General features: G+C 34.5%; 13 protein-coding genes and 1 pseudogene. 4 read left to right on the top strand and 10 right to left on the bottom strand.

Going from position 1 to position 22,267, the window contains the following annotated elements; genetic code table 11:
* Positions 1-36: 36 nt before the first annotated feature.
* Positions 37-639 (bottom strand): RsmD family RNA methyltransferase, encoded by a 603-nt coding sequence (locus tag ACQY44_RS21000; protein WP_428232227.1) that lies wholly within the window; start codon positions 637-639, stop codon positions 37-39.
* On the bottom strand, positions 636-1,457 hold the full coding sequence (locus tag ACQY44_RS20995; protein WP_428232226.1) for a DUF3822 family protein: 822 nt from the start codon (positions 1,455-1,457) through the stop codon (positions 636-638). Before ACQY44_RS20995 ends, ACQY44_RS21000 begins: the two co-directional genes overlap by 4 nt.
* Positions 1,458-1,774: 317 nt before the next feature.
* Here ACQY44_RS20995 and ACQY44_RS20990 point away from each other — a divergent pair, with 317 nt between their 5' ends.
* Positions 1,775-3,199 (top strand): ATP-dependent DNA helicase, encoded by a 1,425-nt coding sequence (locus ACQY44_RS20990; RefSeq protein ID WP_428232225.1) that lies wholly within the window; start codon positions 1,775-1,777, stop codon positions 3,197-3,199.
* Between the two features lie 236 nt (positions 3,200-3,435).
* Positions 3,436-4,266, top strand: a complete 831-nt coding sequence (ygiD, locus tag ACQY44_RS20985) for a 4,5-DOPA dioxygenase extradiol (RefSeq protein WP_428232224.1) — start codon at positions 3,436-3,438, stop codon at positions 4,264-4,266.
* Positions 4,267-4,463: 197 nt separating this feature from the next.
* On the opposite strand, the gene ACQY44_RS20980 is transcribed toward ygiD, so the two are convergent.
* Positions 4,464-5,798, bottom strand: coding sequence for a PQQ-binding-like beta-propeller repeat protein (locus ACQY44_RS20980; RefSeq protein ID WP_428232223.1), 1,335 nt, complete (start codon positions 5,796-5,798; stop codon positions 4,464-4,466).
* 118 nt (positions 5,799-5,916) lie between these two features.
* On the opposite strand from ACQY44_RS20980, the gene ACQY44_RS20975 reads away from it, so the two are divergent.
* A complete protein-coding gene (locus tag ACQY44_RS20975) occupies positions 5,917-6,441 on the top strand; it encodes a hypothetical protein (protein WP_428232222.1) in 525 nt (174 codons plus the stop codon).
* A gap of 2 nt (positions 6,442-6,443) precedes the next feature.
* Positions 6,444-7,175 carry a 3-deoxy-manno-octulosonate cytidylyltransferase gene (gene kdsB / locus ACQY44_RS20970; RefSeq protein ID WP_428232221.1) on the top strand — a complete coding sequence of 244 codons (732 nt, stop codon included), beginning with the start codon at positions 6,444-6,446 and terminating at the stop codon, positions 7,173-7,175.
* 405 nt (positions 7,176-7,580) lie between these two features.
* Here kdsB and ACQY44_RS20965 read toward each other — a convergent pair whose 3' ends face one another.
* The 7 genes and pseudogenes from ACQY44_RS20965 to ggt all read right to left on the bottom strand — a co-directional run bounded on the left by ACQY44_RS20965 (position 7,581) and on the right by ggt (position 22,259).
* Positions 7,581-9,995, bottom strand: coding sequence for an alpha-ketoacid dehydrogenase subunit alpha/beta (locus ACQY44_RS20965; protein WP_428232220.1), 2,415 nt, complete (start codon positions 9,993-9,995; stop codon positions 7,581-7,583).
* 187 nt (positions 9,996-10,182) lie between these two features.
* Positions 10,183-12,932: pseudogene (locus ACQY44_RS20960) on the bottom strand (aminopeptidase).
* 369 nt (positions 12,933-13,301) lie between these two features.
* Entirely contained in the window at positions 13,302-14,030 is a 729-nt protein-coding gene (locus ACQY44_RS20955; RefSeq protein ID WP_065448388.1) for a TIGR00730 family Rossman fold protein, read from the bottom strand.
* 726 nt (positions 14,031-14,756) lie between these two features.
* Positions 14,757-17,588 (bottom strand): excinuclease ABC subunit UvrA, encoded by a 2,832-nt coding sequence (gene uvrA, locus ACQY44_RS20950; RefSeq protein WP_428232219.1) that lies wholly within the window; start codon positions 17,586-17,588, stop codon positions 14,757-14,759.
* 100 nt (positions 17,589-17,688) lie between these two features.
* Positions 17,689-18,642: a Fic family protein gene (locus tag ACQY44_RS20945; protein ID WP_428232218.1), complete on the bottom strand. Its 954-nt coding sequence runs from the start codon at positions 18,640-18,642 to the stop codon at positions 17,689-17,691.
* A 63-nt stretch (positions 18,643-18,705) separates the two neighbouring features.
* Positions 18,706-20,490 (bottom strand): chloride channel protein, encoded by a 1,785-nt coding sequence (locus ACQY44_RS20940; RefSeq protein ID WP_428232217.1) that lies wholly within the window; start codon positions 20,488-20,490, stop codon positions 18,706-18,708.
* Between the two features lie 86 nt (positions 20,491-20,576).
* On the bottom strand, positions 20,577-22,259 hold the full coding sequence (ggt, locus tag ACQY44_RS20935; protein ID WP_428232216.1) for a gamma-glutamyltransferase: 1,683 nt from the start codon (positions 22,257-22,259) through the stop codon (positions 20,577-20,579).
* Positions 22,260-22,267: the final 8 nt, after the last annotated feature.

Raw genomic sequence — 22,267 nt, 5'->3', positions numbered from 1 at the left:
CAAGGGATTTTATGTTGTAAAGAAGTAAAAAGAAGATTAACCTTCATCGTCTTCTGTAGCTTTATTTAATTTAATAGTCAGTTCTTCCTCTTCATCAGTTGAGTTCAATTCGAAAAAACTAAAGAATGAACCACCGTAGTTTTTCTGAAAAGAGAAATTACTCAAATGCTCCATTTTTGTATATTTAGAATGTTCGATGATCATCATTCCGTCTTCGTTCAGTAATTCTCTTTCGAAAACCGTTAGAACAATTTTTTCAAATGCAGCCTGATCTAATCCGTAAGGCGGATCAGCAAAAATAATGTCATAAGAAGTTTTGCAGTTGTCCAGAAATTTATACACATCGCTTTTAGTTGCTGCAATGTCAAAATCATATTCTGATGCAACTTGTTTAATGAATTTTACGCATCCAAAATCGCCATCGACGGATGTAATAGGAGCGCTTCCGCGTGAAGCGAATTCAAAACTAATATTCCCTGTTCCGGCAAATAAATCCAAAATCTTTAAACCTTCAAAACTAAAATGATTGTTCAAAACATTAAATAATGCTTCTTTACTCATGTCGGTCGTTGGTCTTACAGGAAGGTTTTTTGGCGGAAAAATTCGGCGTCCTTTGTATTTACCTGAAATGATTCTCATGATTGAAATAAGATATAATGTTTTTGATTTTGAGCAGTTGAAAAGGTGTTTTTTTGTTGTAAGGTACTTACATCCAAAAAGGAAATGTGGCGGATGTATTTGTATGCAATCGCATAAAACGGATCGTTTTGATGTATGGTCCCTAATAATTCAAGTTGAAAACTTTCCGGATTTAAACTCAATTGTTCTGCTGTAAAAAGCAAATAATAGAGAAAATCTTCCGGGGTCTGGTATTCAAAAGAATTGAATAACAGCAGTTTTTGATTTTGAACCACGATAACTTCAAAATGGTTAGGATTAAAATTCACTACCATTTTTTTCTCGTCATTATTTTTTGAAGCTTCCAGTATTTTTTCGACTAAAATGCTGTTGACATGTTTGTAATCAAACGAACCAACAGTATCAATCAAAAAGTTATTGATATTGATGTACGGAATGTAAACCGAATTCATTTCGTAATTTGAAATCTTATCGAAAGTAAAAAAATCAGTTTCGAAAACTTTTGTATTGTACTGCAAATAACTTCCTAAGAAATTTTCGTCGAATAAGGCCGTTGGTACAAAAGTCGAAAGATTGTTATTGTGAATTACGAGGATTTCGTCGTAAGTATCTTTTAATTCCGGATGATTTTTAAATGCGGCACTGTATAATTCTTCAATTTTGGATGCTTTTTGTGCAGTGTCAAAATTGACTTCATTAAATGCTGTAATGGTATTATTTAGAGTATCAAAACAACAAAACGAAAAACCATTCAGGGAAACCTGAATAGAAAGCTTTTTGTAATTTTTGGAAGTGATGTTAGTATTTTGCAATGACATGTTGATTTACAATTCGTTACCTGTTTTACAAGAAAGAATTTAAGGCGATTACAAACTTACAAATAAAATAAATAACAATATCAATGTCAAAATTCAAAATTCAATATCAATTACAAAAATCATTGTCAAAATTTAAATGGCTCAATTTCAATGTTTTTTTGAATACATTAATTTTTAGCATACGGTTTGGTACTGTTTTTTTTCGATTGTGATTAAAATTGATATTGTAATTGAATTTTGACATTGATATTGATTTTTATAATTGACATTGACATTACAATTTAAAAGCCCGTACTTTGTATCTCAATTTTTCCTCTATGAATTCATCCCTTTTTTATGGCGTTTTACAAAAACGATTTCCTTTTGCGCCCACTTATAAACAGGATATCTTTTTTCAAAAAATCGCTATTTTCCTGACAGATACACATAACGATACTATTTTTGTATTAAAAGGATATGCAGGAACCGGAAAAACAACGGTGATTTCTACAATCGTAAATAACTTGGGAGATATCAATAAAAAGTTTGTCTTGCTGGCACCAACGGGCCGCGCGGCAAAAGTGATTGCCAATTATTCGAATACGCCGGCATTTACGATTCATAAAAAAATATATTTTCCGAAGAAGTCTGCTGGTGGAGGTATTGCTTTTACCAAACAATTAAACAAACATAAAAACACCATTTTTATCGTCGATGAGGCTTCGATGATTTCAGATAGTAATTCTGATTCGAAATTGTATGACAACGGGTCGCTTTTGGATGATTTGATTTCGTATGTATATTCCGGGACCAACTGCAAAATGATTCTTTTGGGAGATACTGCTCAGTTGCCACCCGTGAATTTAGATATAAGTCCTGCGCTTGATGTGCAAACTTTAAGCGTTCATTATAACAAAGAAATCGAACATATCGAACTCGACGAAGTAATGCGTCAGGAAGAAAGTTCAGGAATTTTGTACAATGCAACTGAATTACGTGAATTACTTAAGGATACTTTTATAACGGAATTTAAGTTTAATGTAAAACGATTCAAAGATATCGTTCGTCTAACAGATGGTTATGATATTCAGGACGCTATTAATTCAGCGTATAGTAATTACAGTATTGAAGATACCGCTTTTATTGTTCGTTCGAATAAGAGAGCGAATCAGTACAATGAACAAATCAGAACCCGAATTTTATTTAAAGAAAGTGAACTTTCGGTTGGGGATTTTTTGATGGTGGTAAAGAATAATTATTTCTGGTTGAAAGAAACAGATGAAGCAGGATTTATTGCCAACGGTGATATTATTGAAGTTTTGGAGTTATTTGGAATCAAAGAATTATACGGATTTAATTTTGCCAAAGTAAAGATCAGGATGGTCGATTATCCGGATCAGAAGCCTTTTGAAACCGTATTGTTATTGGATACGATTAAAAGTGAATCGCCATCATTAAGCTACGAAGAATCAAATCGTTTGTATGAAGAAGTGATGAAAGATTATGAAAGCGAATCGACGAAATATAAGAAATTCCAAAAAGTAAAAGAAAACGAATATTTCAATGGATTACAGGTTAAATTCTCCTACGCCATTACATGTCACAAATCGCAAGGTGGACAATGGAATACTGTTTTTATAGAACAGCCTTACTTACCAAACGGAATCGATCGCGATTACATCAGATGGCTTTATACCGCTATGACGCGTGCTAAAAATAAATTATATTTGATAGGATTTAAAGACGAGAGTTTTGAGGAATAAAATACTAATTTCACAAATTAGCACAAATTATTTTAGCCACAGATTAAAATGATTCTCACAGATTAAAAAAATCTTTCTAATCCTTTTAATCTGTGGCAAGAAAAAAAATGACACGGTAATTTTGATGCTATTTTGTTAATTACCAGTAGATAGTTATTTAGTTTATAAAAATAATTCGTGAAATTGCTTCGCCTGTTCGCTATCGCTCGGGTCGTGGCAAAATAAAGAAACTTACAATGACAACACTAAACGACTTACATTCGATTTCGTCTGCGTTTTCGAATACAGATAAAATGCCGGTTTTGTTTTTAGGACATGGCAGTCCCATGAATGCTATCGAAGAAAATCAGTTTGTGGCGGGCTTTCGTAATCTGGCAAAAACATTACCGCAACCCAATGCGATTTTATGTATTTCGGCACATTGGTTTACGAACGGAACCAAAGTTACTGCCATGCAAATGCCAAGAACGATTCATGATTTCGGAGGCTTTCCGCAAGCTTTATTCGATGTGCAATATCCTGCAAAAGGAAGTCCTGAACTGGCTGCAGAAACCAAAAAAATATTAGAACCGGTTCACATCGATTTAGACGAACATTGGGGTTTGGATCACGGTGCCTGGAGTGTGATCAAACATTTGTATCCTGAAGCCAATGTCCCTGTAATTCAGTTGAGTATTGATTATACTAAGTCCGGAAACTATCATTTTGAGTTGGCGCAGAAACTTCAGTCTTTACGCCACAAAGGAGTTTTAATTATAGGAAGCGGGAATATTGTTCATAACCTTCGTTTGGTCGATTTTAGAAATTTTGATAAAGACAATTATGGTTTCGATTGGGCAATTGAAGCCCGTGAGACAATCAATGATTATTTATTAAATGGAAATTTTCAGCCATTGATTGATTTCGAAAGAATGAATAAAGCGACTCAATTGGCGATTCCAACACCGGATCATTATTTGCCTTTATTGTACACTTTAGGACTAAAAGAAAAATCAGAAGACTTGAGTTTGTTCAATGATAAGTTATTGGCGGGTTCTTTGAGTATGACTTCGGTAAAGATTATGTAGAGATTTTACCGTAAAGCGCTCCAAAGTTTTTTTGTTCGGGATTATGCTTATAAAACGCAAAGTTCGCAAGGCTATATTGATAAAGCTTTGCGAACTTTGCGTTTTATAAAACCTAGCAAATAAAAAACCTTACGCGCTTTACGATAAAATACGTTTCTCATATTAGGTTAGAAGTAGTAAAAGCGAATTATAGTGACTCACAAATTTTTCTGTTTTTCTAAATTGTAGGCATATAAATAGCCATCAGCACTTCCAAAATAAATTGTGTTATTATGAATGAATGGCGAAGAAACAATTGGGCCTAATTTGTAAAATTGATCCATTACCTTTTTGTTATTATCATAAACAGCAAGATCTTCGTTTTGGGCCGCATATCCAAAATCTAATAAATCGTTTTTTAAAATAGAAGCAGCAAATTCTTTTCGATTATCCGTACTTATAAAGTTTGATTTTTTTCCATCAGAAAGTAAATCCAAACTAAAGAAATTACCTGTAAAATCCCCAAAATAAATCGTGTTTCCTGCTATTGCAGGAGATGTATAAACATAGCCATTAGCTTTGAATTGGTATTTTTCAGCGCCCGTTTTGGCGTCTAATGCTAATAGAGCATAGGTGTCTGAAGTTCCTACATAAACGGTATTGTCTTTTATAACGGCAGAACTTAAGATCCAGGAATTTTCAGCATTGTATTTCCAGATTGGTTTTCCTGTTTCAGCATCTAATGCGAAAAAGAACGGTTCTCTGGCGCCAAAATAAACTGTACCATCTGAGATTGCAACAGATGATTGTATTCCTGTAAAACCCATTTGTGTTCCGGTTGCAAAATGCCAGATTTCCTTTCCCGATTCGATGTTTAAAGCGTATAAAGTAGCGTCCCAACCGCCAATATACATTTTGTTTTTATCGATTACCGGAGTTCCATGAACGGGACCGTTAGTTTTAAATTTCCATTTTAAAGCTCCTGTTTTAGCATCTAAAGAATAAACGTTTCCATCACTGCTTCCCAATAAAACCAAAGCCGATTTTCCGTTTTTATATACAACAGGTGATGAAAGATAAAAGTCCCATAAATCTTCCATGTATTGCGTTTCAGGTTTCATTCCCCACATACCAATTTCGCCTAGCCAGTGTTCTCCGCCGGTTTTAAATTTCCAAAGCAGTTTTCCATTTAGTGCATTTATGGCATAATAATTTCCGTCAAAACTTCCAAAATAAATAGTGTTTTCAAAAATACCCGGACTGCTGTGAATGGCCCCATTAGTTTTAAATTTCCATTTTAAGTCTCCTGATTTTTCTTCAATAGCATAAAGAAAACCATCTTCGCTGCCAATGTAGACAATGCTATTTTTTGCAATTGGAGAGGAAAAAATTTTACCTTCGGTTTTAAATTTCCATTTAAGATTGGCTAAAGGCTGATATCCTTTTCCTTCAAAAATGCGATCTGAAAACGCATTTGATTGATTTTGTGAAAAAGTATTGGAAGTAAAAATTAAAAAGAAATAGAGCAGGGTAAAAGTAAAAGTTCTTTTCATGTTTTTATTTTATTCTATAAAAATAAAAATATTATAACAGATTAAAATACAAAGCTTTAATGAAAATGTTATAAATATATTTTAGAAACATCTTTGTGAATAGTATATTTGTTTTTATATGGAAATAGTAAACGAAAATCTCAAAGTTTATCAATCATCTAGAAAAGAACAATTTATACTTTTCGCAATTGTTGCAGTAGTTATAATACTTTTTTTTGCAATTACAGGGTCAATAATTGGAATGGTTTTTTGGTTTGTATTTTTTTTAATTGTTGGAGCTTTGTCGTTTGTAGCCTCAATAAATTTAAAATTCACAATAGATTCTGACAAAGAAAGAGTTATTGTTGAAAAAATAAATTTTCTTGGAAATATAGTAGAAATAAAAGAATATCCATTGAATCGATTTTATTTTGAAAGAAGATTTATAAAGATGTTTAAAAATCGGACAAGAGATTGTTTTTCGTTTAGTGACAGTAGTTACGACGGCGGGGAATTATATTATAATAAAGAATTTTATACCGCTGATTATATTATAGAAGGGTTTTCAAAAAAGACAGTGCAATTAATGGAAAGTGATATTCAAAAAATACAAGATAAAAAAGGCTTAGTTTTATCTATAAATTCAAAACTGATAAATAATTAAAAATGAAAATAATAGCGGTAATTCCGGCGCGATATGCTTCAACACGATTTCCTGCAAAATTGATGCAGGATCTTGGAGGCAAAACTGTAATTTTAAGAACTTATGAAGCAACGGTTGCTACAAAATTGTTTGATGACGTATTTGTAGTAACAGATTCTGATTTGATTTTTGATGAAATTGTTTCGCATGGCGGTAAAGCGATTATGAGTATCAAAAAACACGAATCAGGCAGTGATCGTATTGCTGAAGCTATAGCAACTTTAGATGTTGATATTGTGGTAAATGTGCAAGGTGATGAACCTTTTACAGAAGCAGGGCCTTTAGAACAGGTTTTATCGGTGTTTAAAGATGATGAAGATCACAAGATTGATTTGGCTTCGTTGATGCGAGAGATTACAGATGAAGATGAAATCAACAATCCGAATAATGTAAAAGTGGTGGTAGACCAGTCGCAATTTGCATTGTATTTTTCCCGTTCGGTTATTCCGTATCCCAGAGACAAAAATGTTGGTGTGCGTTATTTTCAGCATATTGGGATTTATGCTTTTAGAAAACAGGCCTTGTTAGACTTTTATAGTTTACCAATGAAGTCTTTAGAAGCTTCTGAGAAACTGGAACAGCTTCGTTATTTAGAATTCGGTAAACGTATTAAAATGGTTGAAACCACCCATGTTGGTATTGGAATTGATACGCCTGAAGATTTAGAAAAGGCTCGTACTATTTTAGGAGTCTGATTGCGAGATGGCACACGAATTATACGGATTCGCTAACGCTAAAACGCGGATTTATACGGATTTTTTTTATGCTCATTTTTGTCAGGCGAAGTCGAAGCCCACGTTCCAATTGGTGCGCCTTCGACTTCGCTCAGGATGACAAGCGATATGTTAAAATTAATAATGTTCTTGTGAAAACGAATTTCCTAGCCCCGATAGAAGTGGAAATCCTTTTGTGTCCGTCCCGATAGCTATCGGGAGGCACAAAAGATTGAAACGGATAGCGGGAATAGCTCCTGAAAATTACTATATTAAATCAATATATAGTAATGAGATTGCTTCGTTGCTCGCAAAGACATCAAAAATTAAAAAGCTTGTAAACAATTGTTTACAAGCTTTTTTTTATAGCTAAAAAATCAAACTAAATTACTGGTATAAAGCAGGGAATTTAGAAGGATTAACTTCATTCATCATGGTATAAACTTTCTCGAAGATATCTTCGGCAGAAGGCTTAGAAAAATAGTCACCATCAGTTCCGTAAGCTGGTCTGTGTGCTTTTGCAGCAAGAGTTTGCGGTTTGCTGTCTAAGTGAATATAAGCATCTTGTTCTTCCAGAATTTGTTGCAGGATAAAAGCTGAAGCTCCACCGGGAACATCTTCGTCAATTACTAAAAGACGGTTTGTTTTGGCGATGCTTTTTACAATATCCTTATTCACATCAAACGGAAGTAAAGACTGAATATCGATTACTTCGCAATCAATGCCCAATTCTAATAACTCACTTGCAGCTTGCTCTACCAATCTTAAGGTTGATCCGTAAGAAACTAAGGTAATATCAGCACCTTCTTTTAGGGTTTCTACCATACCAATTGGCGTTTTGAACTCACCATAATTTAGAGGCGTTTTTTCTTTTAGTCGGTAACCGTTTAAACATTCGATTACCAAAGCCGGTTCGTCAGTCTCTAAAAGCGTATTGTAAAAACCTGCTGCCTGAGTCATATTTCTGGGAACTAAAACGTGGATTCCACGAATAGCATTGATGATCATTCCCATTGGAGAACCGGAATGCCAGATACCCTCAAGACGATGTCCGCGCGTTCTGATAATTAATGGAGCTTTTTGTTTACCAACAGTTCTGTATTGTAAAGTCGCCAAATCATCACTCATAATCTGAATCGCATACAATAAATAATCTAAGTATTGAATCTCAGCAATTGGGCGTAGACCTCTTAAAGCCATCCCGATTCCCTGACCAATAATTGTAGCTTCACGAATACCAACATCGGCAACACGAAGTTCACCGTATTTTTCCTGCATACCCTCTAAACCTTGGTTTACATCACCAATGTTTCCGACATCTTCACCAAAGATGAGTGTTTCGGGATATTTGGTAAACAAAGCATCAAAGTTATCACGGATAATCATTCGGCCATCCTGGTCTGCTTTTGCATCATCTGCATATTCAGGAAGTACTTTTTCTACTGAAAAAACATTTTTATCCGAATCTGAGTGTAGATGACTGCTGAATCGTGGTTGCGTGATTTCGATATAATTGGTAATCCAATTCGATAGTAATACTTTACTATTTGGAATTTCTATAAAACGCAATATTTTTCTGGCGATTACCAGCATTTCCTTTTTTAAAGGTGATTTTATAGCGCTTAATTCAGAGATGTATTTTTGAATTTTATCTTTATGATTGATACTGGCAGCAGAAATTTGCTCCAATAAAATCATCAGATTCTTTTGGTCTTCAATAATCGGGTTGATGAAAGAATTCCAGGCCTCTTTTTTGGCTTCTAAGACCTCTTTTTTCAATTCAGCATCTATTTCTGCTAATTCTTCCGGTGATGCAATATTGATAGCAATCATCCATAAACGCATTTGGCGAATACAGTCATAATCTTTCTCCCAAGCCAGTCTTTCTGCATTTTTATAACGTTCATGCGAACCTGAAGTCGAGTGACCTTGTGGTTGTGTTAATTCGTTTACGTGAATTAAAACAGGAATATGATTTTCGCGGGCAATTGCAGCAGCTCTTTCGTAAGTAGAAACCAGCTCCGCGTAATCCCAGCCTTTAACTCTAAAAATTTCATACCCGTTTGCATCTTCATCGCGTTGGTATCCTTTTAGAATTTCAGAAATATTTTCTTTGGTGGTCTGATGTTTAGCGTGAACCGAAATTCCGTATTCATCGTCCCAAACACTCATTACCATTGGTACTTGCAGAACTCCAGCAGCATTTATGGTTTCAAAAAACAAACCTTCAGATGTACTTGCATTTCCTATAGTTCCCCAGGCGATTTCGTTTCCGTTTACAGAGAATTTGTCTTTGGTTTTGATGCCATCAACATTTCTGTAAATTTTTGATGCCTGAGCCAATCCTAATAATCTTGGCATTTGTCCGGCTGTAGGTGATATATCTGCGCTTGAATTTTTTTGTTTTGTTAGGTCTTTCCAGGATCCGTCTTCGTTTAAACTGTGCGTTACAAAGTGTCCGCCCATCTGTCTTCCGGCTGACATTGGATCATATGTTAAATCGGTGTGCCCGTATAAACCTGCGAAAAATTGTTTTGGATTTAGTTCTCCAATAGCCATCATAAAAGTCTGATCGCGATAGTATCCGGAACGGAAATCTCCGTTTTTAAAGGCTTTTGCCATAGCAAGCTGTGGCACTTCCTTTCCGTCACCAAATATTCCAAATTTGGCTTTTCCTGTTAATACTTCTTTACGACCTAAAAGGCTACATTCGCGGCTGGTTACTGCAATTCTGTAGTCGTTCAATACCTCAGTTTTGAAATCTTCAAATGTTAGTGTAGTATTGCTTTTTTCTTTTATCATAATCTTGTAGGGTCATGTTAGACTGCGAAATTACTTAAAAACAATCAATAATCATAATTCTTTAAAATAAATATAATTTAATTATATGTATTTAAACTCAAAAAATCAGGTATGTTTTTTGAGTTATTTTTATATTAAAGTGTTTTTTGATGATAATAACGCATGTTTTTGTTTAAAATTTATTCAATTAAAACCATTTTCTAGTAAAAAGATTAACTAATGTTTTTGGTGATAAAGTGATTACAAATCGTATTTTTTCGTTGTATTTATTTTGAGAAATCTCCCAACCGTTATTAGAGTAAACCGGGAAGTAAACTTCAAAATATCGGGAACCAAATTTAATCGAATGCCACTGTCGTAAACAAAATTCTCACTTTGATGTTTACTTTTCATAAAACCTATATCACCATAAACTTCAATCCAGTTCCAGATAGAATAGCTGGCGTTTAACGCTGTCAGCCATTGATTGGCGTAGGCTGGCTCTAATTTTGATTTAAAACCACCTTCAGCCATCACATATTGCTGACTAAAGAAACCGGTGCTTTCTGATCGTCCGTAAAAGTTATAATCAAACATATAATCAGTGGGACGGTCTAAACCAAAACTGAAATAATCTGAATTTGTTGTGTTATAGAGGAAGCTCCCTGCATACAGCCTAATGTTTAACTTATGGTTGTTTTCAAATAACCTTCTATATTCGACTTCTCCGGCAAGTTTTCCAAAATCTCCCGCAAACTGAACATCTGTCATGAAGCTAAAATGATTAATTAATTCGGTTTTTGTATTCGAATAGCGGGCATTAAATATAGAATAATTTGGTTTTGAATTGTCTGTTATGTACTTACTTGCTTCACGATTTACGATGACTTGCCTAAACATAATAAGCTGTTTCCGGTTGTCTCTGAAATTTTCCTCACGAATTCGAAACTGAACCATAGGATTCAGTCTTAAGTAGGTGGCATCAGGTGCGTAATGAAAATAATTTTGACTAACAGAATATCTTACATTATATAGTGTGCTGTTTCGGTAGTATTCACTCCATACAAAAGCAGAAGAACCGGATATTGTTCCGGCATTAATAGAGTAGGCCGGAGTAATATCAAAAGTAAAAGGTTTGTCTAGAATGGTCTTATTGTGAAAACGAACTCCGGGAGTAACACCATCATATAAATTATAACTAAGCGTTGGGATGTATAAAATCTGGTTGTAATAAGGATCTTCTAAATCTTTTGCAAAATTAAATTTTATTGGACGATTCGTGATCACCAGACTTTTCAATGATTTCCAGTTATTTCTCAGATTGTATTCCGGAACCTCATTATCATAATTCAAAACTAATTTATCTGCATTTTTTCTGGCAAATTCATAGATCGAATCATTGTTTTTTGGCTCAACCCATTTTTTAAAAACGACTTCATTTTTTTTAATTCCATAAACCGGAATCGGAATAAAGTTATTGGTTTTATTTTTTATCTGAAATTGTACGCTGTCTTTTGTTCTGGAAACATTCGAAAACTTATAATCGATAATGTCTCTGGAATCAATTACAGTATTGAAAAACCAATCAATATTTTTTGGACTATTTTTAATTAGGATTTTTTCAAAATTGTAGCGATTTGTTTGTTCTGTTTTGTTGAGATTATAAAATTCCTGTACACTTTCAGGAACAATATTATGATTCAGATAATCATCTAAATAAGTCAAACTTAAACCAGCACGATATTTACTGGCAATTTGTTCGTTGAATTTTATTAAAGTGTTTTTTGGGTCTCCAAGCGGCTGATCGAGATTTTTTCTGGCCATCAGCATATAATAGTAGCTGTATTGCTCGTTAAAAGTAAGATTGGTAATGTTGTAGCCTTTAAAGAGTTTCATGTCTGAAAGCCGGCCAAGCATCTTCTGATCGAGGTGGTTTTCTTCCATAAATTTCATCATCGCGTAGATCTGAATTCCATCATAGACCCAATTGTCTTTTCTGGGATCTAAGCGTAAACTATTCCTGAGATAATTATTCAGAAATGTTTTTAAGAAAGTAATTTCAAAAATAAATTCATCAGAAAACGGACTAATAAAGGAGGGTAACTGATTCAGGCCATAAAAGGGATTTCGATCATAATCTACCTGTGAAACAGTAATTTTTTGATGCGGATATTTCCCAATAAAAGCACTGGCAAACGATACCACGCGATTGATGATAATGGCTTTCTGAATTTCGTTGATTTTTTTGTTCTTAAGATTCGAAAGCACTTCTAATGAACCATTTTCATAGCTTATAAAACTATTTTGTTTTTCGATGAAAAGATTAAAATCGGTTCTGTTATTTCCGGCAAAAAAATAAGTGCTGAATGAAGGATTTGTTTCCTCTTTGGCAACCAAATTCAAATCAGTAGTAATCGAATACTGATTTGGGATTTTGATATCCATTTCATAATCAGTACTCGCATTTGCAATGTCATCCAGATTGAAATTATTATATTTCATAAAACGATGATTTTCAAAACGAGCCGGGCTTAAAAACCAGTTTTTCAAATTCATTCCGCCATTTTGGTCAAAACCATAACGCGTAAATTTATCACTCGGAATCTTGGCAATATATATTAAATGTAAATCGATTTTCTCACCGGGACGTAACTTACGGTTCAGTTTTACAACAACAAAGTCAGGATTTTTAGCAGTTCTTTCCCATTCCAACGCCATGTTATCCGAATCGGTTAGATTCAGAATTGTTGTGTTTCCTCTTTCCGCTGCTTTCGCCAAATGAAATCCTCTGTAAAATTCATCCGAAAATCTTCTGGCCAATGGCGTGTTTTTATCGGAGAAAGCATTATTCCAATCGTTTAAAACAATAGAAATCAAAGAATCATTCGAAGTATTATAGTAGGTGATATCCTGTTTTACATTCAGCGTCTTAAGTTCAAGATTAACTGCCACTTCCATCTTAGACTGATGTTGTGCATACTGTTTTAATGAGCTCATCAAAACAAAAACGAAGAATATAATTTTATAAAATGATTTCAATGATGGCTTAAAAATTAAAAGATGTAATTTAAGGTACGAGCGTAAAGTTATTTTGGTTTTATTGTAAAAATAGTATAAAAAAAGCTGTTTTTAAAACAGCTTTAATTTTTTTTTGTAAGATTTAAATTAGTTTCATCATATAAGTTATATAAGTTGAAAAATAAAATTCCAATTTTATAAATTCCAAGACCTAAATAATCCGTTTTTATCAGCGTCTTCGCTTTAGCGAATCAGTTTAGTCTGCGTCAACTTAAATTATCTTATATCACTTATATGATGAAAAAAATATTAGAAATTAGGACTTAGATCGTATTTCTTGTAGAACTTATCTAATACATCAACAACTTCATCTTCAGTATCTACGATCTTGAATAAGTTTAAATCTTCAGGGCTTACAGTATGCATTTTTTCAACCAAAACTGTTTTTACCCATTCGATCAATCCGGACCAGAATTCTACACCAACTAATATAATTGGGAATTTCCCGATTTTCTTCGTCTGAATCAGGGTAATCGCTTCAAACATTTCGTCAAGAGTTCCAAAACCTCCCGGCATTACTACAAAACCTTGTGAATATTTTACGAACATCACTTTTCTTACAAAGAAATAATCGAAATTCAGGTTTTTATCGTGGTCGATATATGGGTTAAAATGTTGTTCAAAAGGCAATTCGATATTCAGACCAACTGAAATTCCGCCTCCTAAATGTGCTCCTTTATTTCCAGCTTCCATAATTCCGGGGCCACCTCCTGTGATCACACCGTAACCAGCTTTACTGATTTTGTAAGCAATTTTTTCTGCCAATAAATAGTATTTATCATCTGGTTTTGTTCTCGCCGAACCAAAAATAGATACACACGGACCAATACGTCCCATGCTTTCGTAACCGTTTACAAACTCAGCCATGATTTTAAAAATCGCCCAGCTGTCGTTTGTTCTAATTTCATTCCACGTTTTTTGTTTCAAACGGTCCTGAATCACTTTGTCCTCATCATTATCAAAATCTTCTAATCTCATTTTAGGTATTTTAATTATTTATATTTTTATTTAAGTTGTGTCCTTATAAAATTGTCATCCTGAATGTATTCTAAGGCAGGAGCTTAATCCTGCTGTCTGCTATATCTTTTGTGGCGTCCCGATAGCTATCTGGACGCCACAAAAGGATGCCGCTCTCATCAGGGCTAGAGCACTAGTTTTCAGTTTAAACATTATTTCTAGTCCATAAAAAATTGCCAAAATCAAAAACTTTGGCAAAAAGGGCGTACTAAATTACTGCTTTTTTCGAGAATTGTTACAGAAACAAGGATTTATTAATTGAAATGTAACATTTCTTTCTCTGTATTTTTGGTTGTGAATTGAGTATCAGTAGATTAAAAATGAATCATTCTGTAGGACTAAAATATTTATGTTCGTCGAAATTGTCAACGGATTAAAATCCGTTGCTATAAAATATGTCGTTCCTCCGGAACTTTTATAAAGTTGTGATAAAAGAACCTTAAGTCGATTCATTTTGTAACTACAGATGTAATTTGTCTTTCACAATCCATACTCAAAATCTTGTTATCCTTCGTTCCTTAGGAGTGCAAAATATGTAAACGACCATGTACGTAAATCTTTGTCAAAGTTTAAAACTTTGACAACGATCTCATTTTTAGGTCAAATACAAAATACTTAAAGAGCCGTAGTTTCGGGTAATATTGTAGGGACGGATTTTAATCCGTCCATTTTTATAGATACAATTAATTATTCCAATTCCTTTTTCAAAAACTTAGCCGTGTAGCTTTTTTTATTTTTTGCTACTTCTTCCGGAGTTCCTTTTGCGATCAATTGTCCGCCGCCTTTTCCTCCCTCGGGGCCAATATCAATAATATAATCAGCAAGTTTGATTACGTCCATGTTATGTTCGATAATCAGGATAGTATTTCCTTTATCAACCAATTTGTTGATTACATCCATCAAAACCCGAATATCTTCAAAATGCAATCCTGTAGTGGGTTCGTCTAAAATATAAAAGGTATTTCCGGTATCTTTTTTAGACAATTCTCCGGCAAGTTTTATACGTTGCGCTTCACCACCTGAAAGTGTTGTGCTTTGTTGTCCAAGTGTAATATATCCTAAACCAACATCCTGAATTGTTTTTACTTTTCTGTAAATCTTCGGAATATTTTCAAAGAACGGAACCGCTTCATCAACCGTCATATTCAATACATCCGAAATTGATTTTCCTTTATAACGAATCTCTAAAGTTTCTCTGTTAAAACGTTTTCCCTGACAAGTTTCACATTCTACATAAACATCCGGAAGAAAGTTCATTTCGATAGTTCTGACTCCGGAACCTTCACAGGTTTCGCAACGTCCTCCTTTTACATTAAAACTAAAACGCCCTGCTTTATAACCACGAATCATACTCTCAGAAGTCATCGTAAAGAGATTTCGAATTTCTGTAAAAACCTCGGTATAAGTCGCCGGATTCGAACGAGGTGTTCTTCCAATCGGACTTTGATCAATATCAATTACTTTGTCAATATGTTCAAGACCTTCAATCTTTTTATAAGGCTGTGGTTTTTTTACACCATTAAAATAATAAGCATTCAAAATAGGGTAGAGCGTCTCGTTGATTAAAGTCGATTTTCCACTTCCTGAAACTCCGGTAACACAAATCATTTTTCCAAGAGGTAATTCGATAGAAACATTTTTAAGGTTGTTTCCTGTAGCTCCGGTTAGTTTTAAAAATTTACCGTTTCCTTTGCGACGTTCCTTCGGAATTTCCAATTTCATTTTACCATTCAAATACTGAGCGGTAATCGTGTTCGATTTTAAAGTTTCTGCAGGAGTTCCAATACTGATAATTTCACCTCCGTATTTTCCTGCTTTCGGACCAATGTCAATTACATAGTCAGCGCGTTCGATCATGTCTTTATCGTGTTCTACGACAATAACAGAGTTCCCTATATCACGTAATTGTTCTAATGAATGAATTAATTTTTCATTGTCTCTTTGGTGTAAACCAATACTTGGCTCATCGAGAATATATAAAACACCCACCAGTTGCGAACCAATTTGTGTTGCCAGACGAATACGTTGTGCTTCACCACCTGAAAGTGATTTTGAACTTCGGCTTAAGGCGAGATAATTCAATCCAACGTTCATCAGAAAGTTTAATCGATCTTTGATTTCTTTTACTACTTCTGAAGCAATCAAAAGTTGTTTGTCTGATAAATGTTTGTTTAAATCCTGAAACCAGATAGTCAAATCAGAGATATCCATATCACACAACTCAACAATATTTTTTCCATTGATTTTAAAGAATAAAGCTTCTTTTTTCAAACGTGAACCATCACAAACCGGACAATTTACTTCGTCCATAAAGTCTTTCGCCCAACGTTTTATGATTGTTGAAGAAGTTTCGTCAAACTGATTTTTGATGAAATGCGAAATTCCTTCAAAATCTATTTTATAATCACGGGTTACTCCTAAATCTTTAGAATTTACAACGAATTTATCTTTGCCACCATGCAAAATCATGGTCATGGCTTCTTCCGGAATTTTCTCAATCGGGTCTGTTATTTTGAAACTGAATTTCTCTCCGATAACTTCTAATTGCTTAAAAATCCAGGACGATTTATATTCACCAAGCGGAGCAAAACCACCGGCTTTAATCGATAATTTAGGATTTGGAATAATCTTTTTGATGTTTATTTCATGCACGGTTCCCAATCCGTTACAATGCGGACAAGCTCCTTTTGGAGAGTTGAAAGAGAATAAGTTAGGTTCAGGGTTTTGATACGATATTCCGGTTGTAGGACACATTAAGTTTCTACTGAAATAGCGAACTTCATTCGTATCCTGATCTAAAATCATTAACACATTTTCGCCATGATGCATGGCAGTATTGATACTTTCGGATAATCTTTTTTGATTGTCTTCGGTATCTTCAATCAACATTCTGTCGACTACAATTTCGATATCATGGGTTTTGTAACGATCCAGTTTCATTCCTGAAACTAAATCCTGAACTTCGCCATTAACACGAACTTTTAAGAAACCTTGTTTGGTAATTTGCTGGAATAACTCGGCATAATGACCTTTTCTGGCTCTAATAATCGGAGCAAGAATATTAATGCGTTTTCCTTTAAAATCCTGAATAATCAAATCCTTAATTTGTTCATCAGAATAGGAAACCATCTTTTCTCCGGTATTGTAACTGTAGGCATCTGCACCACGAGCATAAAGAAGTCGTAAGAAGTCGTATATTTCTGTAATCGTCCCAACTGTCGAACGAGGGCTTTTGCTGGTTGTTTTTTGTTCAATCGCAATTACTGGCGAAAGACCGTCAATTTTATCAACATCCGGGCGTTCTAAGCCACCAAGAAACTGTCTGGCATAAGCCGAAAAAGTTTCTACATAACGACGTTGTCCTTCGGCATAAATGGTATCAAATGCCAAAGAAGATTTTCCCGAACCCGATAAACCGGTAATAACCACCAGTTTTTCACGCGGAATAGAAATGTCTATATTTTTCAGATTATGAACTCTTGCACCAAGAACTTCAATAGTATTGTCTTTTTCTAACATAATTTTGAGCAAAACGCAAAGTTACCACTTTGATTTGTTCTTTTTGTGCTCGATAGCAAAACTTTATGTTACAATTAGTAACAAAAAACGCTAACCTAAGTTAGCGTTTTCTTTTTCGGGTTGCCATATATTCTTCAATGGCTTCTTTGGTGGTGTACCAGTTTCGGCCTTCTTTATAAGCATCAATTTTGCCGGTTCTGGCTAATAAGCTAACATATTCCTGGCCGTAAGGAGTTTCAGGTTCGCTTACAATATTTTGTATGGGCTGAAAATCATAAGTACTTCCCGGCATTGAACTTAAGTAGATGTTGAGCGTACGTTCTAAAGCCTGACACATCAAAAGAGTTAATTTTTGGTAATTGCCATTATTAGCCTGATTGAGTGCCTCGTAATACTTTTTCCTATCATTTTTTAGAATAATAGCAGGAGGAAAACCATAACGCATCAATAGCAGATTCATACTCAAACGAACCGTACGGCCATTACCATCAAAGAAAGGATGAATCCAGACTAGTTTATGATGGTAAATAGTTGCGAGTTCGATATCGTTTAATCCTAACGGATTTGTATTAATAAAATCAATTAATTCATCGAGATAATCTGAAACTTTGTTGGCGTTTGGAGGCATGAAATTTGCACCTGAAATACGAACACCGCCGTTTCTTAATCGTCCTGCAAAATCATCTTCGATAGAACGCAGTACCAATCCGTGAATCGAAAGAATATCAATACTTCGAAGCTTGTAATTGTCGTCGACAATCGAATATAAATAATCAATTGCTTTGTCGTGATTATGTGTTTCAAAATGTTCCCTTAGTGACTTTCCTTTTATTGTAATGCCTTCCTGAATCACCATTTGAGTTTCTCGCAGACTCATGGTGTTTCCTTCGATACTATTAGAGTTATAAGTCCATTCCAGAGATAAACTTTCTCGAATTTTATGCAAAGCAATATTGGGCAATGGTCTGCTGTTTTGCAAATCAAGCCTTTTTTGGTACAATCGATCAAAAGTTGATTGAAATTCTGTCCTGTATGTTACGTCTATATTCCACATAATCCCACAAAGGTACTTCTTAATATCGGATATATCAAATTTTCAATCTATCCGATATTAAGCTTATTCAATGGTCATAGAACGTAATTTCATTCTGTAAGCTTCGAGGGCTATAGATTTAGAGATGAAACCAAAGTATTTGTCATTTCGTAAGACCGGAAGAAAAGCTGATTTTGATTTTTCGAATTTACTCATGACAATTTCCATGCTGTCATCAGATGAAATTGTAGCGGCCGGCGTTTTCATAACATCTTTGATCAAAGTATATTTTACCTGATAGGAATTGAAAATAATTTCCCGAATATCATTAAAGTGAACTACACCTACAAGATCTTTATCATTGTTCACAACTGCAAAAACAACCTGATTAGAATGTGAAATAAGATCAACTAATTTGTTTAAGTTTTCATCAGGATGAACCGTTAAGTAATCTGTCTGAATAATGGTATCAATGTCTAAAGTTGATAAAATGTTTGAGTCTTTATTGCTTGTAAAAGCGTGACCTTTTTTAGCAAGACCTTTTACATCAAGAGAGTATTTTTCGAAACGTTTGGAAATTGCAAAACTTATCGAAGAAACGATCATAAGTGGAATCATCAGGCTATAACCGCCTGTAATTTCGGCAATTAAGAAAATAGCAGTAAGTGGTGCATGGAATAATCCGCTTAAGATACCGGCCATTCCAACCATGGTAAAATTACTAATTGGCAATTTTGCCAAGCCGATAAGGTTGATTAATTTTGAAAAGAAGTAACCCAGATAGGATCCTAAGAATAAAGACGGAGCAAAATTACCTCCATTTCCACCACTTCCAATTGTTAGTGCAGAAGCAAATACTTTTACCATCATGGTGGCTCCGACAAAAAGAAGTAAAACCCATTGATTATTCCTAAAATCCGCAAATAAAGTATTGTCCAGTATTTTTCCGGGATCAGTTTCAGATAAGGTTTTAATGCTTTCATATCCCTCACCAAACAGTGTTGGAAAAACAAAAATAAGCAAAGCTAAAAGTGAAGAACCAAATAAGGCTTTTCTATAAGCACTTAACTTTGATTTAGCAAAATAATGCTCTACTCTTTGAAAATTTCGGGCATAATACACCGCTATAAATCCGGTTAATAATCCTAACAGCACATAGAAAGGAATGTTATGATAGTTGAAAGCTTCTTGTTTTCTAAAAGACAATAAAATAGATTCATCCAGTACAATGGCAGAAACCAAGGCACCAGTGGCAGCAGAAATCATAATAGGAGTAAAGGCAGAAATACTGACATCGACTAATAAGACTTCAATAGCAAACAGAACTCCCGCAATTGGAGCATTAAAAGCAGCAGAAATTCCGGCTGCAACGCCGCAACCAATAAGTAAAGTTCTGTCTTTATAGGGTAATTTATAATTTTGGGCGAAATTAGATCCAAATGCAGCACCTGTGACTACGATAGGACTTTCTAGACCTGCTGAACCTCCTAAGCCAACTGTTAAAGAGCTTGTAACAATTTGAGCATACATCTGTTTTCTTGGAATGATACTTGCTTTTTTTGCAACGGCATATAAAATTTGAGAAGTTCCTTTTTCGATAGTTCCGTTTAGAATTCTTTTTACCACAAAAACAGTAAGCAGAATTCCCACAATAGGAAGAATACTATTGATGAAACTCAGTTTTAAAATACCATTGATATAAGTCGCAAATGAAAAAACACTATGGGCAAAAGTTTTTAGGACAATTACAGCCAAAGAACAAGAGACGCCAATTAAAACACTTGATAAAAAAATAAATTGCTTTGGTGTCATTAATGATTGAGCCAAAGCAATAATGCTTTCTAGTCTTCTAAAATATTTTTTTAGCATTCTGTTGTAAAAGTTAGGTATAATGCAAATTTAGCTTTTAACATTCAAATTTGTATGACATTTAAGGATAAATCTGTTTTTTAACTTTAAAAACCAACGGCGGCATCATCTCCGCGAAAATCTGCACCACCCTCAAGCCTGTTGTCAGGCAAAACTAAAATACAATCTAATTTACCAATTACAGGCGTAGTTTTTTCATTGATTAAATATCCTTTTGCTTTGAGTTGATCTATAGTCTTTGCGTCAAAAGCATTGGGTTCGAAGGTAATTAAATCCGGGAGCCACTGATGGTGAAAGCGAGGCGCGTTTACTGCTTCCTGCATGCTCAGCTTATATTCGTAAACATTTAAAATAGCTTGTAATACACTTGTAATTATGGTTGATCCTCCCGGGGAGCCAACAACCATAAATAATTTTCCGTTTTTTTCTACAATTGTAGGCGTCATGGAACTTAACATTCTTTTTTGAGGTGCAATGCTATTAGCTTCATTTCCTACCAGACCAAACATATTTGGAGATCCGGGTTTAGCACTGAAATCGTCCATTTCATTATTTAAAAAGAAACCTAATTCATCACAATAATATTTTGATCCATAACCGTCATTTAATGTTGTGGTTGCGGCAACTGCATTTCCTTGTGCATCAACAATAGAATAATGAGTGGTTTCTGTACTTTCGTTAAAATTTACTTTTCCTTCTTTTATTTCGGATGATAAACTGGCTTTATTTACATCAAAACTTGACATTCTTTCTTTTAGATAAGAATCAGATAATAATCCGTTGATTGGAATTTTTACAAAATCAGGATCTCCTAAAAACTGACTTCTATCAGCATAAGCCCTTCTTTCAGCTTCCACAATTACCTGAATAGATTCTTCAGTATTAGGTCCCATTTTTGCTAAATCATAAGGGGCAATCATTTTCATGATTTGTGCCAGACAGATTCCGCCACTGCTTGGTGGTGCCATCGATGTAATCTTTAAATCTTTATAATTAAACTGTAATGGTTTTCTCCATTTGGCTTCATATTTCTCCAAATCTTTAAGCGTTATAATCCCGCCTTTTTTCTGAAGATAATTAACCAATACTTTTGCCGTTTCACCTCTATAGAATTCATCCCTTCCGTTTTTTGCAATTCGTTTTAAGGTTTTTGCAAGAGCAGGATATTTGATTGTGTCATTTTCTTTAAAATTCCCTGCTAATAATGTATTTGGTCCATTTACTTTTACAAGGACATCGTGATAATCCTGAAGCCTTTTTTCTTGTTTTTTTGTTACCACTACACCTCTTTCTGCTAAAGCAATAACGGGTTTAAGAATTTCTGACATTGGAAGAGAACCTAGTTTTTTATGAACGGCAAAAACTCCCGCAATAGTTCCGGGAACACCAATTGCTAAAGCGGTTTCAGTACTTTTACCTTTGATTACATTTCCATCTTTATCCAGAAACATATCTTTTGTTGCTGCTAATGGTGCTTTTTCGCGATAATCTAAGGAACCAACTTCGCCATTTGCTTTTCGGTAAACCATAAATCCGCCTCCGCCAATATTACCGGCATAAGGGTAGGCAACTGCGAGCGCTAATTCGGTCGCAATCATGGCATCAAATGCATTTCCTCCTTTTTGTATAATTTCTGCCCCAACTTTTGAAGCTTCCTGACGTGCAGAAACTACCATTGCTTTTGTTGCTACTAATCCGGTCGGTTTTGCGGTTTGTTGTGCGAAACTGTATATTGAAATAAAGCTGAATAAGAATGCTATTTTTTTCATAAAGAAGA

It is taken from the genome of Flavobacterium sp. (assembly GCF_965277525.1).
Classification (GTDB): Bacteria; Bacteroidota; Bacteroidia; order Flavobacteriales; family Flavobacteriaceae; genus Flavobacterium.
This window is presented reverse-complemented; position numbering and strand designations above follow the sequence as displayed.

Excerpts from the sequence above, each read along its gene's own strand:
- uvrA (WP_428232219.1), bottom strand. The coding sequence starts at position 17,588 with ATGTTAGAAAAAGACAATACTATTGAAGTTCTTGGTGCAAGAGTTCAT.
- ygiD (WP_428232224.1), top strand. The coding sequence starts at position 3,436 with ATGACAACACTAAACGACTTACATTCGATTTCGTCTGCGTTTTCGAAT.
- ggt (WP_428232216.1), bottom strand. The coding sequence starts at position 22,259 with ATGAAAAAAATAGCATTCTTATTCAGCTTTATTTCAATATACAGTTTC.
- ACQY44_RS20990 (WP_428232225.1), top strand. The coding sequence starts at position 1,775 with ATGAATTCATCCCTTTTTTATGGCGTTTTACAAAAACGATTTCCTTTT.
- ACQY44_RS20975 (WP_428232222.1), top strand. The coding sequence starts at position 5,917 with ATGGAAATAGTAAACGAAAATCTCAAAGTTTATCAATCATCTAGAAAA.
- ACQY44_RS20945 (WP_428232218.1), bottom strand. The coding sequence starts at position 18,642 with ATGTGGAATATAGACGTAACATACAGGACAGAATTTCAATCAACTTTT.
- ACQY44_RS20995 (WP_428232226.1), bottom strand. The coding sequence starts at position 1,457 with ATGTCATTGCAAAATACTAACATCACTTCCAAAAATTACAAAAAGCTT.
- kdsB (WP_428232221.1), top strand. The coding sequence starts at position 6,444 with ATGAAAATAATAGCGGTAATTCCGGCGCGATATGCTTCAACACGATTT.
- ACQY44_RS21000 (WP_428232227.1), bottom strand. The coding sequence starts at position 639 with ATGAGAATCATTTCAGGTAAATACAAAGGACGCCGAATTTTTCCGCCA.
- ACQY44_RS20955 (WP_065448388.1), bottom strand. The coding sequence starts at position 14,030 with ATGAGATTAGAAGATTTTGATAATGATGAGGACAAAGTGATTCAGGAC.
- ACQY44_RS20965 (WP_428232220.1), bottom strand. The coding sequence starts at position 9,995 with ATGATAAAAGAAAAAAGCAATACTACACTAACATTTGAAGATTTCAAA.
- ACQY44_RS20980 (WP_428232223.1), bottom strand. The coding sequence starts at position 5,798 with ATGAAAAGAACTTTTACTTTTACCCTGCTCTATTTCTTTTTAATTTTT.
- ACQY44_RS20940 (WP_428232217.1), bottom strand. The coding sequence starts at position 20,490 with ATGCTAAAAAAATATTTTAGAAGACTAGAAAGCATTATTGCTTTGGCT.